General features: G+C 69.1%; 15 protein-coding genes. 3 read left to right on the forward strand and 12 right to left on the reverse strand.

All coding sequences use genetic code 11. The annotated features are described in order from the left end of the window. Window positions 1-19: 19 nt before the first annotated feature. From prcB to arc, 5 genes are all read right to left on the reverse strand, one after another. Window positions 20-859 (reverse strand): proteasome subunit beta, encoded by an 840-nt coding sequence (prcB, locus tag Q5762_RS32135; RefSeq protein WP_315895802.1) that lies wholly within the window; start codon window positions 857-859, stop codon window positions 20-22. Then, window positions 811-1,398: an endonuclease VII domain-containing protein gene (locus Q5762_RS32140; protein ID WP_399495315.1), complete on the reverse strand. Its 588-nt coding sequence runs from the start codon at window positions 1,396-1,398 to the stop codon at window positions 811-813. The genes prcB and Q5762_RS32140 overlap by 49 nt, the downstream gene beginning before the upstream one ends. Window positions 1,399-1,440: 42 nt before the next feature. After that, the gene (locus tag Q5762_RS32145; RefSeq protein ID WP_315895804.1) at window positions 1,441-1,653 is read right to left on the reverse strand and encodes a ubiquitin-like protein Pup; all 213 of its coding nucleotides are present in this window, start codon (window positions 1,651-1,653) and stop codon (window positions 1,441-1,443) included. A gap of 147 nt (window positions 1,654-1,800) precedes the next feature. After that, window positions 1,801-3,312, reverse strand: coding sequence for a depupylase/deamidase Dop (dop, locus tag Q5762_RS32150; RefSeq protein ID WP_315895805.1), 1,512 nt, complete (start codon window positions 3,310-3,312; stop codon window positions 1,801-1,803). A 177-nt stretch (window positions 3,313-3,489) separates the two neighbouring features. Next, window positions 3,490-5,256, reverse strand: coding sequence for a proteasome ATPase (gene arc / locus Q5762_RS32155; RefSeq protein ID WP_315895806.1), 1,767 nt, complete (start codon window positions 5,254-5,256; stop codon window positions 3,490-3,492). A 256-nt stretch (window positions 5,257-5,512) separates the two neighbouring features. Here arc and Q5762_RS32160 point away from each other — a divergent pair, with 256 nt between their 5' ends. Further along, entirely contained in the window at window positions 5,513-5,824 is a 312-nt protein-coding gene (locus Q5762_RS32160; protein WP_315895807.1) for a ferredoxin, read from the forward strand. Window positions 5,825-5,873: 49 nt separating this feature from the next. Here Q5762_RS32160 and Q5762_RS32165 read toward each other — a convergent pair whose 3' ends face one another. From Q5762_RS32165 to Q5762_RS32175, 3 genes are all read right to left on the reverse strand, one after another. Further along, entirely contained in the window at window positions 5,874-6,446 is a 573-nt protein-coding gene (locus Q5762_RS32165) for a hypothetical protein (RefSeq protein ID WP_315895808.1), read from the reverse strand. 205 nt (window positions 6,447-6,651) lie between these two features. Then, window positions 6,652-7,539: a tRNA (adenine-N1)-methyltransferase gene (locus tag Q5762_RS32170; RefSeq protein ID WP_315895809.1), complete on the reverse strand. Its 888-nt coding sequence runs from the start codon at window positions 7,537-7,539 to the stop codon at window positions 6,652-6,654. Between the two features lie 18 nt (window positions 7,540-7,557). Further along, window positions 7,558-8,808 (reverse strand): site-2 protease family protein, encoded by a 1,251-nt coding sequence (locus Q5762_RS32175; RefSeq protein WP_315895810.1) that lies wholly within the window; start codon window positions 8,806-8,808, stop codon window positions 7,558-7,560. A gap of 124 nt (window positions 8,809-8,932) precedes the next feature. On the opposite strand from Q5762_RS32175, the gene Q5762_RS32180 reads away from it, so the two are divergent. Further along, window positions 8,933-9,835 (forward strand): RecB family exonuclease, encoded by a 903-nt coding sequence (locus tag Q5762_RS32180; RefSeq protein WP_315895811.1) that lies wholly within the window; start codon window positions 8,933-8,935, stop codon window positions 9,833-9,835. Between the two features lie 10 nt (window positions 9,836-9,845). After that, window positions 9,846-10,514 carry a response regulator transcription factor gene (locus tag Q5762_RS32185; RefSeq protein ID WP_315895812.1) on the forward strand — a complete coding sequence of 223 codons (669 nt, stop codon included), beginning with the start codon at window positions 9,846-9,848 and terminating at the stop codon, window positions 10,512-10,514. A 135-nt stretch (window positions 10,515-10,649) separates the two neighbouring features. On the opposite strand, the gene Q5762_RS32190 is transcribed toward Q5762_RS32185, so the two are convergent. From Q5762_RS32190 to Q5762_RS32205, 4 genes are all read right to left on the reverse strand, one after another. Next, window positions 10,650-12,233, reverse strand: a complete 1,584-nt coding sequence (locus Q5762_RS32190) for an ABC transporter substrate-binding protein (RefSeq protein WP_315895813.1) — start codon at window positions 12,231-12,233, stop codon at window positions 10,650-10,652. 75 nt (window positions 12,234-12,308) lie between these two features. Continuing rightward, the gene (locus Q5762_RS32195) at window positions 12,309-13,898 is read right to left on the reverse strand and encodes an ABC transporter substrate-binding protein (protein WP_315895814.1); all 1,590 of its coding nucleotides are present in this window, start codon (window positions 13,896-13,898) and stop codon (window positions 12,309-12,311) included. 419 nt (window positions 13,899-14,317) lie between these two features. Next, complete coding sequence (locus Q5762_RS32200; RefSeq protein WP_315895815.1) at window positions 14,318-15,016, reverse strand: HAD family phosphatase; 699 nt, start codon at window positions 15,014-15,016, stop codon at window positions 14,318-14,320. Between the two features lie 176 nt (window positions 15,017-15,192). After that, window positions 15,193-16,407 (reverse strand): vitamin B12 dependent-methionine synthase activation domain-containing protein (locus Q5762_RS32205; protein WP_315895816.1); only part of this gene is annotated, 1,215 nt, incomplete at its 5' end.

Here is a 16,407-nt window from a genome sequence, read left to right on the forward strand (position 1 = left end):
TTCTACGGACGACGAGGGATCAGAGCAGGGCCGCGCGCGGGCCGTCGGGCTGCTCCAGGCGCCGATCGGTGACCGCGCGGGCGAGCGCCGAGGACTCGTCCTCGTCGAGCCTGCGGAAGCCCTCGTCGGTGATGACGGTGACGATCGGATAGATACGGCGGTACAGGTCCGGACCGCCGGTCGCCGAGTCGTCGTCGGCCGCGTCGTAGAGGGCCTGCACGACCAGCGTGGCGGCCTGCTCCTCCGTCAGTTCCGGGTGGTACAGCTTCTTCATGGAACCGCGGGCGAAGACCGAACCGGAGCCGGTGGCGGCGAAGCCGTGCTCCTCGGAGCGGCCGCCGGTCACGTCGTACGAGAAGATGCGGCCCTTCTCCTTGCCCTCGTCCCAGCCGGCGAAGAGCGGGACGACGGCGAGGCCCTGCATGGCCATGCCGAGGTTGCCGCGGATCATGGTGGACAGGCGGTTCGCCTTGCCCTCCAGGGAGAGGGTGGCGCCCTCCACCTTCTCGAAGTGCTCCAGCTCCAGCTGGAACAGCTTGACCATCTCGACGGCGAGACCGGCGGTGCCGGCGATGCCCACGGCCGAGTACTCGTCGGCCGGGAACACCTTCTCGATGTCGCGCTGCGCGATCATGTTCCCCATGGTCGCCCGCCGGTCACCGGCCAGCACGACCCCGCCGGGGAACGTCACGGCGACGATCGTGGTGCCGTGCGGCGCCTCCACGACCCCGTCGGGCAGCTTCCGGTTCCCCGGGAGAATCTCCGGCGAGTGGGCGGACAGGAAGTCCATGAACGAGGACGAGCCCGGCGTCAGGAAGGCAGCTGGTAGACGCCCGGTGCTACGAGTGTTGGCTTCCACGCGTGTCCCTCCACGTATGCGGCGGCCCGCCTCATGGCATCGGGCCGATCCTTGAACTGCCCCAGGGCTGCATTGCAGCTGAAGCACAGTACGCCACGGACCCTACCCGTCTCGTGACAGTGATCCACATGCTCGGCCGGAGCAGCGAGACAGATGCAGCAGACGCCTACCTGCTCCTTGATCATCTCGTCCCGCTCGGCTTCCGTGATGCCGTAGGACCGCTTCAGGTGGCCGGCCCGACCTTCGATTGCACGGCACGCCTTGCATCGCGTGGACAATCCATCGGAAGCGGTCTTGTTGCGATCCCACTCCGAGTGCGGCTTGATCTCGCCACAGCGGCGGCAGCACTTGTGCCCGCCGGGCGCCTCGACCCTGGGCCGCACGTTCTTGCCCTTGGCTTTCTGGCGCTGCTGGTGATAGTCCGCCGCGCACGGCCTGCAGTAGCACTGCAGGCCGTCCCGCATGGCCCTGTTGCTTGCGAAAGCCTCCCGCGGCTTCGTCTCCCCGCACCGACTACACCGCTTGAAACTTTCAGACATTGACCCCCCTAGCGCAATTCCACCTTCGAATCAAAGGTGAAATCACTGCCCGCCTTTCTGAACGAAGGAGCGCACGAAATCCTCCGCATTTTCCTCGAGCACATCATCGATTTCGTCGAGAACAGAGTCCACGTCGTCGCTGAGCTTCTCCTGGCGTTCCTGGAGGTCGGAGCTTGCCTCCGTGGTCGTCTCCTCGACCTCCTCCGTGGAACGCGTCGCCTTCTGCTGTCCGCCGCCGGTGTCCTTGGTCGCCATATCCCTCACCCCGCTCGAATCGGCCCGCTCGGTTGGGTCTCTCAAGATCAGACCCTACAAGCCAGGTCTGACTTCGGCCCCGCAGTTTCGTACAACGTCCGGGCACTAGTCCCATGATTCCCAGTGTCCGGGTATTTCAGCCCCGCCTCAGCCGCCGGAAAGGACGCGGACCAGTTCCTCCGCCGTCCGGCAGCGGTCCAGGAGTTCCTTCACGTGGTTCCGGGTGCCGCGCAGGGGCTCCAGGGTCGGGACCCGCTGGAGGGAGTCCCGGCCCGGGAGGTCGAAGATCACCGAGTCCCAGGACGCGGCCGCCACGTCGTCCGCGTACTGCTCCAGGCAGCGGCCCCGGAAGTAGGCCCTGGTGTCCTCCGGAGGCTTCGTCTCGGCCCTCTCGACCTCGGTCTCGTCCAGGAGCCGCTTCATCCGCCCCCGGGCCACCAGACGGTTGTACAGGCCCTTCTCGGCGCGCACGTCCGCGTACTGCAGGTCCACCAGCTGCAGCCGGGCCGCGTCCCAGTCCAGGCTGTCGCGCCGCCGGTAGCCCTCCATGAGCTCCCGCTTGGCGACCCAGTCCAGCTCGCCGGCCAGGCTCATCGGGTCGTTCTCGAGCCGGTTGAGGGTGTCCTCCCAGCGGACCAGGACGTCCTTGGTCTGCTCGTCGGCGTCCGCGCCGTAGCGCTCCTCCACGTACTTCCTGGCCAGCTCGAAGTACTCCATCTGGAGCTGGACCGCGGTCAGTGTGCGGCCGCTGCGCAGCGTGACCAGGTGCTGGAGCCCCGGGTCGTGGGAGACCTGGTGGAGGGTGCGGACGGGCTGGTCGACGGCGAGGTCCACGTTGATGAACGAGTCCTCGATCATGGACAGGACCAGGGCGGTCGTGCCCAGCTTGAGGTACGTGGAGATCTCCGACAGGTTCGCGTCGCCGATGATCACATGGAGCCGGCGGTACTTCTCGGCGTCCGCGTGCGGCTCGTCGCGGGTGTTGATGATGGGCCGCTTCAGGGTCGTCTCCAGACCCACCTCGACCTCGAAGTAGTCGGCGCGCTGGCTGAGCTGGAAGCCGTGCTCGCGGCCGTCCTGGCCGATGCCGACCCGTCCCGCGCCGGTGACGACCTGGCGGGAGACGAAGAACGGGGTGAGGTGGCGGACGATGTCCGAGAAGGGCGTCTCCCGCTTCATCAGGTAGTTCTCGTGGGTGCCGTAGGAGGCGCCCTTGTTGTCGGTGTTGTTCTTGTACAGATGGATGGGCTGGGCGCCGGGGAGCTGGGCGGCCCGCTCGGCGGCCTCCGCCATGATCCGTTCGCCGGCCTTGTCCCAGAGGACGGCGTCCCGGGGGTTGGTGACCTCGGGTGCGCTGTACTCGGGGTGCGCGTGGTCCACGTAGAGCCGGGCTCCGTTGGTGAGGATCACGTTGGCCAGGCCGATGTCCTCGTCCGTGAGCTGGCTGGAGTCGGCGGCCTCGCGGGCGAGGTCGAAGCCGCGGGCGTCCCGCAGCGGGTTCTCCTCCTCGAAATCCCAGCGGGCGCGGCGCGCCCGGTGCATCGCCGCCGCGTAGGCGTTGACGATCTGGGACGAGGTGAGCATGGCATTGGCGTTCGGGTGGCCCGGAACGGAGATCCCGTACTCCGTTTCGATGCCCATTACTCGCCGTACGGTCATGCGGCCCTCCTTGCCCGGCGGCGCTCCCCTTCGGGTGCGGCGCTACAAGTACCGACGAGCCTAGAGCGACTCCGCGCCGGTGGGGAGATCGATTACGTCATTCCCGCGGGAAACCGCGGGGAAAAGCGTCCGGCTGCGGAGGTCCGTGGGTCCGGACCTCCGCAGCCGGTCTGCGATCTACAGGTACTGACCGGTGTTGGCCACCGTGTCGATGGAGCGTCCGGTGTCCGCGCCCTGCTTTCCGGTGACGAGGGTGCGGATGAACACGATCCGCTCGCCCTTCTTTCCGGAGATCCGGGCCCAGTCGTCGGGGTTGGTGGTGTTCGGCAGGTCCTCGTTCTCCTTGAACTCGTCCACGCAGGCCTGGAGGAGGTGGGAGACGCGGATGCCCTTCTGGTTGTGGTCGAGGAAGGCCTTGATGGCCATCTTCTTGGCCCGGTCGACGATGTTCTGGATCATCGCTCCGGAGTTGAAGTCCTTGAAGTACAGGACTTCCTTGTCGCCGTTGGCGTAGGTGACCTCGAGGAAGCGGTTCTCCTCGGATTCCGCGTACATCTGCTCGACCACGGACTGGATCATTCCGTGGGCGGCGGCCTCCTTGGACCCGTGGTGCTCGGAGAGGTCGTCGGAGTGCAGCGGCAGGGTGGCCGTGAGGTACTTCGCGAAGATGTCCTTCGCGGCCTCCGCGTCCGGGCGCTCGATCTTGATCTTGACGTCGAGCCGGCCGGGCCGCAGGATCGCGGGGTCGATCATGTCCTCGCGGTTGGAGGCGCCGATGACGATGACGTTCTCCAGGCCTTCCACGCCGTCGATCTCGGCGAGCAGCTGGGGGACGATCGTGTTCTCGACGTCCGAGCTGACTCCGGATCCGCGGGTGCGGAAGAGGGATTCCATCTCGTCGAAGAAGACGATGACGGGGGTGCCCTCGCTCGCCTTCTCCCGGGCACGCTGGAAGACGAGGCGGATGTGCCGCTCGGTCTCGCCGACGTACTTGTTGAGGAGCTCGGGCCCCTTGATGTTCAGGAAGTAGGACTTCCCTGCGGGCTGCCCGGTCACCTCGGCGACCTTCTTGGCAAGGGAGTTGGCGACGGCCTTCGCGATCAGCGTCTTGCCGCAGCCGGGCGGACCGTAGAGCAGGATGCCCTTCGGCGGCCGCAGCTCGTGCTCCTTGAAGAGGTCCGGGTAGAGGTACGGAAGCTCGACGGCGTCCCGGATCATCTCGATCTGGCCGCCGAGGCCGCCGATCTTGGTGTAGTCGACGTCGGGGACCTCTTCGAGGACGAGCTCCTCGACCTCGCTCTTCGGCACCACCTCGTAGACGTAGCCGGAGCGGGGTTCGAGCAGCAGGGCGTCGCCGGGGCGGATGGTGATGTCCAGCAGCGGCTCGGCGAGCCTGACCACCCGTTCCTCGTCGGTGTGCCCAATCACCAGGGCGCGCTCGCCGTCCTCGAGGATCTCCTTGAGGGTGACGATGTCCCCGGCGCGCTCGAACTCCATGGCGTCGACCACGTTGAGCGCTTCGTTGAGCATGACTTCCTGGCCGCGCCGGAGCTCGTCGAGCTCGACGCTGGGGCTCACGTTCACCCGGAGCTTGCGGCCCCCGGTGAAGATGTCGCACGTGCCGTCCTCGTTGGCGTGCAAGAACACTCCGAAGCCGGCCGGCGGCTGTGCGAGCCGGTCGACCTCCTCCTTGAGGGCCACGATCTGGTCGCGGGCCTCACGGAGTGTGTTGGCGAGCCGCTCGTTCTGCGCGGACACGCCGGCCAGGTTTGTCTGCAGCTCGACGATCCGCTCCTCGAGAATCCTCGTATGACGCGGAGAGTCGGCGAGCTTGCGGCGCAGGACGGCGATTTCCTGCTCGAGATAGGCAACCTGGCCGGCGGGGTCTTCAGACCCCCGCCCGGGCCGGATGCCGCGGTTGATGTCGTCGTCGTGGGCTGCCACGGTCCTCACCTCCTCCAAGGGGAGCTGGACGCTTCCTGACCCTACCTGCGTGGGTGGTGATTGAAACCCCTAGATCACAAAGACTGTCGGGGTGTGTCCGATCTTCACCCTTGCGCTTCCCCTCACGCCAGGTGAATACCCACCCATCAACATCGGAAAGCGGGCGGTTGTATCGTCGTCAGTGGTCAACACCCGTCAGGCTTGACCGGACTTAGAAGAACGATCTCTTTTTCGACGCTCAGGAACGGCAGGAGACATGACGGTGCAGCACGAGGCCCCGACGCAGGGCGCCGGCGAGGCGCTGGAGGTCTGGATCGATCAGGATCTCTGCACCGGGGACGGGATCTGCGCGCAGTACGCTCCGGAGGTCTTCGAGCTGGACATCGACGGCCTCGCGTATGTGAAGAGCGCCGACGACGAACTGCTGCAGGACACCGGGGCGACGACTCCGGTGCCGCTGCCGCTGCTCCAGGACGTGGTGGACTCCGCGAAGGAGTGCCCGGGCGACTGCATCCACGTACGCAGGGTTTCGGACAGGGTCGAGGTCTACGGCCCCGACGCGGAGTGACGGTTCAGGCACTCTTCGTGACGGACTAGGTAGCGCTCTTCGTGACGGACTAGACGCTTCTCGCGTCGGTGCGCTCGGAGCGGACGAAGCTTCCGCCCTTCCAGCGCCAGCTGACGTGTTCCTGTTCGTCGGGGCAGCAACTGGGTACGTCGGGGGACGAGTAGCCGAGCAGGGTGGCGGTGACCGCCCCGTCGCGTACGGCGATGTCGGCGACGGTCTGCTGCCGGCTCGGCTCGACGAGCGTGGCGACCACGCGCGCGTGCGGGCCGGTCTGGCCGTGGGTCAGGACGTAGACGGCGTGCGGGGGCGTGCCGGAGCCGGCTTCGCAGTGTACGACTGCGACGGTCTCGGGGTTTCCGTCGCCGTCGAGGTCTCCGCTCGCGCGCTGCGCGACCTTCACCGGGGCTCCCCCGCATTCCAGGGGGTAGTCGGCCGTCGCGGCGTCGGGCGCGGGCCGTGCGATGGCCGGTTCGCCGCCGGGGGCGGCGGTGGTGGCGGTGGCCGGGCCGGGTTGCAGCAGGCCGGCGGCTGCGACGACGGCGGCCATGGCGGTCGCGGTGGCCAGCCAGTGCACCGGCCGGGCGTGGGTGTGCGCGAGGTCCGGGACGGCGGGGAGCTGCACGCGGGATGTCTCCTGGGAACGTGGTGGCGAAGGAGTTGCGGGCATCGTGCCATACGTCACAGGTGGGTGGAACAGGCGGGGTGCGGGCTGTCCGCAAAGATGCCGAACGTGAAGGTGCCGCCGTCGAGTTCCTTGCCCTGGGGCGGGAACTCGGCGGCGGCACGCGTTCGTTGTGGGGGCGTCAGCCCGGGTGGGTGGTCTTCCGTCAGCCCTTGTTGGGACCTTCGTAGTCGTCGCCGTACGCACCCTTGGCGGGGCGGCGGCGGCGCATGGGCGGCTCGACGCCGTCGGCCAGGCGCCGGGCGGTGACGAGGAAGCCGGTGTGCCCGATCATGCGGTGGTCGGGGCGGACGGCGAGGCCCTCCACGTGCCAGTTGCGGATCATGGACTCCCAGGGCTGCGGTTCGGCGTAGCAGCCGAACTCGCGGATGGATTCCACGGTGCGCGCGAGCTGGGTGGTGGTCGCCACGTAGCAGCAGAGGATGCCGCCGGGGACGAGCGCCTTGGAGACGGCCTCCAGGCACTCCCAGGGGGCGAGCATGTCCAGGATGACGCGGTCGACGTCGGTGTCGGACAGGTTGTCCTGGAGGTCGCCGACGGTCAGCTGCCAGGCGGGGTGCGGGCCGCCGAAGTAGCGCTCGACGTTGCCCTTCGCGATCTCGGCGAAGTCCTCACGGCGCTCGTAGGAGTGCAGCATGCCGCTGTCTCCGATGGCGCGCAGGAGGAAGCTGCTGAGAGAGCCCGATCCCACGCCGGCCTCCACGACGCGGGCGCCGGGGAAGATGTCGGCGAAGGCCAGGATCTGCCCCGCGTCCTTGGGGTAGACCACGGCGGCGCCGCGGGGCATGGACAGGACGTAGTCGGGGAGCAGGGGGCGCAGCGCGAGGTAGGCGACGTTTCCCGTGGTACGGACAACACTGCCCTCGGGAGCACCGATCAGCTCGTCGTGGGGGAAGGAACCCTTGTGGGTGTGGAAGTTCTTCCCGGCCTCGAGCGTGAACGTGTAGTGGCGTCCCTTGGGGTCGGTGAGCTGGACCTGGTCCCCGACCTTGAAGGGCCCGCGACGGCGGGCGGCACCGGTCGGTTCGGACATGTGACCAGAGTACCGGGGTTATGCGGAGGGTCTTGCCATGGCCTTGACGAAGGCGCGTTCCACGTCGGCGGTGGACAGGACGCCGTAGATGTCGCCGGTGTCCTCGATGACGAGGTACTCGGTGGCGGGGCTGGCGCGGAGGTGGTCGAGGAGGGGTTGGCCGGCGAGTTCGGCGGGGACGCGCATGCCGTCGCCGAGGTCCTGGGCGAGGGTGCTGACGGCGACCCAGGGGCGGCGGTGCTGGGGGACGCCGGCGATGGCGGTCTCGCGGACGAGGCCGGTGGGGTTGCCCAGGCCGTCGACGACGACGAGGGCGCGGGCTCCGGCCTCGTTGGCGCGGCGGAGTGCCTCGGAGAGCGGGGTGGCGGGCTCCACCGGGATGGCGCGGCGGGTGAGGGTGCGGGCGCAGAGGTCGGGGAGGTGTTCGCGGAGCCGGGCCATGCGGAGGCTGTTGCCGGCGCCGGTCCAGATGATGGCGGCGAGGATCGCGGCGAGCAGGGCGTCGGTGACGGTGTCCACGCCGCTGATCTCGTCGGTGTTGTTGCCGAGGAGGCCGGTGCGGGTGAGGAGGGGGAGGCCGATGAGGACGGCGACGGCGAGGGCGCGGCCGACCCAGGCGGCGGCGATGGTGCCGCTCATGGGCTTGCCGGTGATCTTCCAGATGACGGCGCGCAGCATGCGGCCGCCGTCGAGGGGCAGGCCGGGCAGCAGGTTGAAGATCGCGACGATCAGGTTGGAGATGAACAGGCCGGCGAGGAGGACACCGGGGACGGTGCCGGGTTCGACCGCGTACATCGTGAGGTAGAAGACGCCCGCGAGGACGAGGGAGAGCAGAGGGCCGACGAAGGCGAGGACGAATTCGCGGCCGGGGGTCTCGGTCTCCTTCTCGATCTCGGAGACGCCGCCGAAGAACTGGAGCTGGATGCGGCGGACCGGGAGCTTGAAGCGGAGCGCGGCGATGGTGTGGGCCAGTTCGTGGACGAGCACGGAGGCGTAGAACGCGATGGCGAAGAAGAGGGAGACCAGGTAGCGGGCGGCGCCGAGGTCGGGCAGGACGCGCTGGATCTGGTCGCCGAAGACCCAAGTGATCAGGGCGGCGACGAGGAACCAGCTGGGGGCGACGTAGACGGGCACGCCGAAGGGGCGGCCCATGAGGATCCCTCCACCGGGTTCCCCGCCGCGCCGGGTGCGGGAGTCGGCGCCGGGCGGCGGTTCCGCGTCGCCGGACCGCGGCCGCTGGTTCTCGCCGCGCTCGTCGTCCTGGTTCACGGGTTCCTCTCGTAGCCTTCCGCTCGACCCCTGTCGTGCGTCACTCTTCGATCATGCAGCGTGACGGGGTCTTGAGTCGATGGTATTCGGCTCGCTGTCAGTGGCGGGTCGTAGGGTCTGGGTCATGAGTACGAGCGAGCAGCCGCCCGCGGGGCCCAGGGCGCCCATGTCGTTGTCGCCTTCGCGGGCGAACGACTTCATGCAGTGTCCCCTGCTGTACCGGTTCCGGGTGATCGACAGGCTTCCCGAGAAGCCGAGCGCGGCGGCGACGCGGGGCACGCTGGTGCACGCGGTCCTTGAGCGGCTTTTCGACGCTCCCGCGGGGGAGCGGACGGCGCCGCGGGCGAAGGCGTTGATTCCGGGGCAGTGGGACCGGCTTCTGGAGTCGCGGCCGGAGCTGGGCGAGCTGTTCGCGGAGGACGCGGAGGGCGAGCGCCTCGCGGGCTGGCTGATCGAGGCCGAGCAGTTGGTGGAGCGGTGGTTCACGCTGGAGGATCCGACCCGGCTGGAGCCGGCGGAGCGTGAGCTGTTCGTGGAGGCGGAGCTGGAGTCGGGGCTGCGGCTGCGCGGGGTGATCGACCGGGTCGACGTGGCGCCGACCGGTGAGGTGCGGATCGTCGACTACAAGACGGGCAAGGCGCCCCGCCCCGAGTACAGCGAGGGCGCGCTGTTCCAGATGAAGTTCTACGCGCTGGTGGTCTGGCGGCTGAAGCAGGTCGTGCCGCGCCGGCTGCAGCTGGTGTACCTGGGCAGCGGTGATGTGCTGACGTACGACCCGGTGGAGGCGGATCTGCTGCGGGTGGAGCGGAAGCTGCTGGCGCTGTGGGAGGCGATCCGGCTGGCGACGGAGACCGGTGAGTGGCTGCCGAGGCCGACGAAGCTGTGCGGCTGGTGCGACCATCAGGCGGTGTGTCCGGAGTTCGGTGGGACTCCCCCGGTGTATCCGCTGGAGATCGTTTCCGCGCGCCCGCCGGAGTCGGACGATTCGGGGCAGGGCAGAATGGGGCCGGTCCAGCCCGCGCCGTGAAGGAGTTCTCGTGGCTATCCGCGTCCTACTGGTCGACGACCAGCCGCTGCTGCGCACCGGTTTCCGGATGATTCTGGAGGCGGAGCAGGACATCGCGGTCGTCGGAGAGGCCGGGGACGGCCTGCAGGCCCTGGATCAGGTGCGGGCGTTGCAGCCCGACGTGGTGCTGATGGACATCCGGATGCCGCGGATGGACGGCGTCGAGGCGACGCGGCAGATCACGGGTCCGGGCCGGGACGGTCCGGCGAAGGTGCTGGTCCTGACGACGTTCGATCTGGACGAGTACGTGGTGGAGGCGCTGCGCGCGGGGGCCAGTGGCTTCCTGCTGAAGGACGCGCCCGCCAACGAACTGGTGCAGGCGATCCGGGTGGTGGCGGCGGGCGAGGCGATGCTGGCGCCGTCGATCACGCGTCGTCTGCTCGACAAGTACTCGGCGCATCTGCCGTCGGGCGACGAGCAGGTGCCGGACACGCTGAACACGCTGACCGATCGTGAGGTCGAGGTGTTGAAGCTGGTGGCGCGGGGTCTTTCGAACGCGGAGATCGCGGCGGATCTGTTCGTGAGCGAGACGACGGTGAAGACGCACGTCGGCCATGTGCTGACGAAGCTGGGGCTGCGCGATCGGGTCCAGGCGGCGGTGTACGCGTACGAGAGCGGTCTGGTGCGCCCCGGGGCGTAGTAGGCGGGTTCTCCGGCAGGTTCTCCCGGAGTACGAGAAGGGGCCCGGCGCGCGTGTCGCGTGCCGGGCCCCTTCCCTTGGGGTGGCGGGTGGCGGCCCGCCGGCCGAATAGCCGTAGGAGGCCGCGGTGGCCCGTCAGCCCTTCGTGATCTCCCAGAAGCGGAAGACCGTCGAGGCGTCCAGGGTCCAGTCCAGGCCGGTGACGCCGTCACGGGCGACGGCGTACTGCTTGCCCTGCCACAGCGGCAGCAGCGGAAGCTCCTCGGCGACCAGGTCCTGGAGCTTGCCGAAGTCCTGCTCGGTCGCCGAGCGGTCGGCGGCGGCCGCGGTCTTCGGCAGCAGGCTGCCGGTGATGGTGGCGTTGGCGTAGTTGTTGCCGAGGACGTTCCCCTCGCCGAAGAACGGGGCGGTGAAGTTGTCGGCGTCCGGGTAGTCGGGCACCCAGCCCTTGACGTACACGCCGTACTTGCCGTCCGCGATGTCCTTCTCGTACTGCTCGAACTCGACCGACTTCACGTCGGCGTCGAACAGGCCGCTGGTGTTGAGCTGCTCGGCTATCGCCTTCAGTTCCTGGTCGGTGGCGGGGCCGTAGCGGCTCGGCGTGGACCAGAGGGTGAGCTTCACCTTGCCGGTGAGGCCGGCCTTGCGGAGCGCCTTCTTGGCCTTGGCGGCGTCGGGGCGGTCGCCGTAGGTGTCGATGAAGGCGGTGTTGTGGCCCGCGACGCCCGCCGGGACGATCGAGTAGAGGGGCGTGGCGGTCGACTTGTAGACGTTCTGGACGAGCGCCTCGCGGTCCACGAGGTGGGCGATGGCCTGGCGGACGCCGAGCTTGCCGACGACGGGGTCCTTGACGTTGAAGACGAGGTGCTGGACCTCGGCGCTGGTGCCCTGGACGACCTCGACGCCCTTGTCGTCGGTGCCGGCGGAGGCTTCGAGGCCGGCGATGTCGTCGGCGGCGAGGCCTCGGTAGGCGACGTCGATCTCGTCGTCGGCGAGGGCCTTGGAGAGGGCCGCGCGGTCGCCGCCGTACAGCTTGAGGGTGACACCGCCGTTCTGCGCCTTGGCGGAGCCGGTGTACTCCTTGTTGACGGCGAAGACGGCCTCGCTGTCGCTGATGGACTGCAGCGTGTACGGGCCGGAGCCGACCGCCTTGCCGTCGGTGCGCAGCCCGTCCCCGGCGTATTCGCGGTGGTCGACGATCGAGCCGGCGCCCGAGGCGATCTTGCTGGGGAAGGTCGCGTCAGGCGTCTTCAGCCGGAAGACGACGGTCCGGTCGTCCGGGGTCTCGATGGACGCGATGGAGGAGAGCAGCGGCGCCGGGCCCGACGGGTCGTCGATCTTCAGCGCGCGGTCGAAGGAGAACTTGACGTCCTTGGAGGTCAGCGGGTTCCCGTTGGAGAACTTCAGGCCGTCGCGCAGGGTGCAGCGGTAGACCTTGCTGCCGCCTTCGAAGGCGCACTTCTCGGCGGCCTCCGGCTCGGGCTCGGTCGCGCCCTTGGGGAAGCTGAGCAGGGACTGGAAGACGTTGTTGAACAGCAGCCAGGAGCCGGGGTCGTAGCCCGCGGCCGGATCGGGGCTAAGGACCTCGTCGGACATCCCGACGCGGACGTTGCCCCCGGAGCCCTCGGCTCCGCCGCCCTGCTGGGTGCCGCAGCCGCTGAGCAGGGCGGCGGACAGGCCCGCGGCGAGGGGGGCTGTCAGCCACTTGTTGTGCTTCACAGAACGTGCCTCTTGATCTCTTGCCAGACCGGCCGCGCGTGGGGCGGGGCCGGTGGAGCCGAACTGGTTGAGGGGTCAGGCGCTCCCGCGACCGAGCTCCCAGAGGAGCAGGTCGGAGGAGGTGTTCAGCGCCCATTCGACGCCGGTCACGTCGTCGCGTGCGGCGACGTACTGCTTGCCCTGCCAGAGCGGCAGGACGGGGACGTCCTGGGCGACGATCTTCTGGATCTGGCCGAAGACGGGGGTCGCGGCGGTGCGGTCGGCCGAGCGGCGCGAGCGCGGGATCAGCTGGTCCCGTACCGAGGCGTTGACGTAAGGGGTGTTGAGGAAGTTGTCGGAGTCGAGGAAGGGGGCGACGTAGTTGTCCGGGTCGGGGAAGTCGGGGAACCAGCCGAGTCCGTAGACGGGGAAGTCGCCGCGCTTCTGCGCGGGGCGGAAGGTGGACCACTCGCTGCCCTGGACGGTCACGTCGAAGAGTCCGGTGGCGTTGAGCTGGTCGCGCAGCGCCTCGAACTCCTTCTTCGTGCCGGAGCCGTAGTGGTCGGTGGTGTAGTGCAGGGTGAGCGCGACCGGGGCGGTGATGTCGGCCTTGCGCAGGATGCCGGCGGCCCGGCTCTTGCTGGGCTCGCCGTAGGCGTCGAAGAAGGCCGTGGAGTGGCCGGTGACGCTGGAGGGGATCAGCGAGTAGAGCGGCTGGGCGGTGGGTCCGTAGACCGAGTTGACGATCGCGCCCCGGTCGATCACGGCGGCCATCGCCTGCCGGACGGCCTTGTCCTTGACGGAGGGGGCGTCGGTGTCGAAGGCGAGGTAGCGGATCTCCAGGCCGGGGACCTCGGTGAGGTCGATGCCGTCCTTGGGCTGCTCGGTGAGGGTCTTGACCTGTTCGAGCGACATGGCGCGGGTCATCATGTCGATGTCGCGCTTCTCCAGGGCCTCGCCCATGGTGTCCGCGTCGGTGAAGGAGCGCAGCTCGACCTTGTCGTTGCGGAGCTTGATGTCGCCCTTGTACGAGGGGTTCCTGGTGAAGACGGCCTTGACGATGTGGTCGCCCTGGCGCTCGGTCTTCATGGTGTACGGGCCGGAGCCGTCGACGTCGAAGCCCTCACGGAGCTTCCTGCCGTCGTACGTGTTCTTGCTGAGGATGCCGGCGACCGGGGTGGAGAGCTTGTACGGGAAGGTCGCGTCGGGCGTCTTGAGGTGGAAGACGACACCGCGTTCGCCGTCGGTCTCGACGGTGTCGACGTTGGCGAGGAGGGCGGCGGTGCCGTTGTCGGACTTGATGGCGAGGACGCGTTCGACGGAGAACTTCACGTCGGCGGCGGTCAGCGGCGTGCCGTCGGCGAAGGTGAGACCCTCGCGGAGGACGCAGCGGTAGCTCTCGCTGGCGCGGTCGCTGAAGGAGCAGCTCTCGGCGGCTTCGGGGACGGGCTCGCCGCCGCCGCGCGGCACGTGCATCAGGGTCTGCACGGTCTGCCGGAGGATGTTCCAGGCGCCGGTGTCGTAGGCGAAGGCCGGGTCGAGCGGGGCGGGGGCGTCGCTCGTGGAGACGAACTGGTCCGTGGTGCCGACGACGATGGCTCTGGACTCGTCCGCGCCGCCGCAGGCGGTGAGCAGGGGGGCGAGCAGACCGGCGACGGCCGGCAGGGCCAAGGTCTTGCGGTGCATCAGGGACTTTCTCCTCATCCGGCACTGGGATACAGCGGCGTACGGACACTCCGCCGCGTCCGCCCGGTCGGGGCGGGCGATCGGGCCGGGATGGTGAGCGATCGGTCCTGTGTGCGCGGCGACGTGGATGGGTCGCCGGGGCACGGAAAGTGCGGCGTAGTTCTCGCGAAAGATTAGTGCGAGACGCCGTGGCGCCGGACCGCGCGGAGTCCGCCGTGGATGCGGATAGTGATCATGAATACGGAGGGTTCGATAGTCATGCGCGGGGATGATTCATGAAGGAAGGCGCGAATCAGGACAGACGTCGGCGGGCAAATCCGATCTGCCGGACATCGGACACGAGAAGGCCGCCCACGCTCCGGCACGCTGGGTGACGAAGGTCACGCGCGTGCCGGCTTCGCGGGCGGCCGGTCACATGGTCACGGTCCGCTGATCAGCGTGCGCAGGAAGGGCACGTCCACGTCCTCCAGAGAGCGGACGACGACCCGTCCCGCGGAGGGCGCGATCGGGGCGACGGAGGGGACGGCGACCACCCGGCAGCCGGCGGCCTCGGCGGCCGCCACGCCCGTCGCGGTGTCCTCGATGACGGCGCACAGCGCCGGTTCGGCGCCGACGCCGGTCGCCGCCGTCAGATACGGCTCGGGGTGCGGCTTGGTGCGCTCGACCTCGTCGCCGGCCACGGTGAGCGTGAACCTGTCCCGGCCGAGCGAGGCGAGGATCCGGTCGATGATGCGCCGGTGCGAGGCGGAGACCAGGGCGGTCGGGATGTTGTGGTGCGCGAGCTCGGCGAGCAGCCGCTCGGCGCCCGGCATCAGCGGTACACCCCGGCCGATGCGGTGCTCGAACTTCTCGTTGAGCAGGACGGTCAGCTCGGCGAGGGTGATGTCGGCGCCGGTGGCCTCGATCAGATAGCCCGCGCTGCGGGTCATGGGGCCGCCGACGACGATGTCGCGCCAGGACTCGTCCAGCCGGTGTCCGAGGTCAGCGAAGACCTCGACCTCCGCGTCCCACCAGAAGCCCTCGGTGTCGACGAGGGTGCCGTCCATGTCGAGGAAGACCGCCTGCAGGGCGGAGCTTCCGTTGGCGCGGAACAAGGACGCGGGGACCGTACTGGTCATCCGGCACACCTCCATGGAGGGACGAGAAGGCCGGTCCCCCTCCCCGGTACTGGGGGTAGGGCGACCGGCCTGCACTGGACCGACCAGTGTACGTCTCGCTGACGTGAGGTGCGCTGATTTACTCCCGGGACGGGTGTTACCAGGCGTTACCGAGGGTTACCGGGCGTTGCCGGGCGTTACCGGGCGTTGAAGTACTTCGCCTCGGGGTGGTGGATCACGATGGCGTCCGTGGACTGCTCGGGGTGGAGCTGGTACTCCTCCGAGAGCTGGACGCCGATCCGCTCGGGGTTCAGCAGCTCGGCGATCTTCGCCCGGTCCTCCAGGTCCGGGCAGGCGCCGTAGCCGAGTGAGAAGCGCGCGCCCCGGTACTTGAGCGCGAACATGTCCTCGACGTCGGCGGGGTCCTCGCCCGCGAAGCCGAGCTCGGCGCGGACGCGGGCGTGCCAGTACTCGGCGAGCGCCTCGGCCAGCTGCACGGACAGGCCGTGCAGTTCGAGGTAGTCGCGGTAGGAGTCGGAGGCGAAGAGCTTGGCGGTGGCCTCGCCGATCTTCGAGCCGACGGTGACGACCTGGAGGCCGACGACATCGGTCTCGCCGGACTCCTCGGGGCGGAAGAAGTCCGCGAGGCAGAGGCGGCGGCCGCGGCGCTGACGCGGGAAGGTGAAGCGGGTCCGCTCGTTGCCGGCCTCATCGAGGATGATCAGGTCGTCGCCCTTGGAGACGCACGGGAAGTAGCCGTGGACGACGGCCGCCTCCAGCAGGTTCTCGGTGTGCAGCCGCTCCAGCCAGCCGCGCAGCCGCGGCCGGCCCTCGCTCTCCACGAGTTCCTCGTACGAGGGGCCGTCGCCGGCCCGGTTCTGCTTGAGGCCCCACTGCCCCTTGAACAGGGCGCCCTCGTCGAGCCAGGAGGCGTAGTCCTTGAGCGGGATGCCCTTGACGACGCGGGTGCCCCAGAACGGCGGGGTCGGCACCGGGTTGTCGACAGCCACGTCCGAACGGCCCTGCGGCTCCTGCTCGGGCCGCTCGGCGGCCTGGACGCCGGTGGCCTTGACGCGGCGCTGCTTGAGCTCGGGGAGTACGGCTCCGGGGACACCGCGCTTGACGCCGATGAGGGCGTCCATCAGGCGCAGGCCCTCGAAGGCGTCGCGGGCGTAGCGCACTTCGCCCTCGTACAGCTCGTGCAGGTCCTGTTCGACGTAGGCGCGGGTGAGTGCGGCGCCACCCAGGATCACGGGGAACTCGGCGGCCAGACCGCGGGAGTTGAGCTCCTCCAGGTTCTCCTTCATGATCACGGTGGACTTGACGAGGAGGCCGGACATGCCGATGACGTCGGCGCGGTGTTCCTCGGCGGCTTCCAGGATCGCGGAGACGGGCTGCTTGATGCCGAGGTT

Source organism: Streptomyces sp. P9(2023) (genome assembly GCF_032436795.1).
GTDB lineage: Bacteria > Actinomycetota > Actinomycetes > Streptomycetales > Streptomycetaceae > Streptomyces.

Bases quoted from the DNA above. Each gene is read 5' to 3' on its own strand.
- Q5762_RS32170 (WP_315895809.1), bottom strand. From the start codon at position 7,539: ATGTCCGAACCGACCGGTGCCGCCCGCCGTCGCGGGCCCTTCAAGGTC.
- Q5762_RS32160 (WP_315895807.1), top strand. From the start codon at position 5,513: ATGACGGTGCAGCACGAGGCCCCGACGCAGGGCGCCGGCGAGGCGCTG.
- Q5762_RS32140 (WP_399495315.1), bottom strand. From the start codon at position 1,398: ATGTCTGAAAGTTTCAAGCGGTGTAGTCGGTGCGGGGAGACGAAGCCG.
- dop (WP_315895805.1), bottom strand. From the start codon at position 3,312: ATGACCGTACGGCGAGTAATGGGCATCGAAACGGAGTACGGGATCTCC.
- Q5762_RS32145 (WP_315895804.1), bottom strand. From the start codon at position 1,653: ATGGCGACCAAGGACACCGGCGGCGGACAGCAGAAGGCGACGCGTTCC.
- Q5762_RS32200 (WP_315895815.1), bottom strand. From the start codon at position 15,016: ATGACCAGTACGGTCCCCGCGTCCTTGTTCCGCGCCAACGGAAGCTCC.
- Q5762_RS32180 (WP_315895811.1), top strand. From the start codon at position 8,933: ATGAGTACGAGCGAGCAGCCGCCCGCGGGGCCCAGGGCGCCCATGTCG.
- Q5762_RS32195 (WP_315895814.1), bottom strand. From the start codon at position 13,898: ATGCACCGCAAGACCTTGGCCCTGCCGGCCGTCGCCGGTCTGCTCGCC.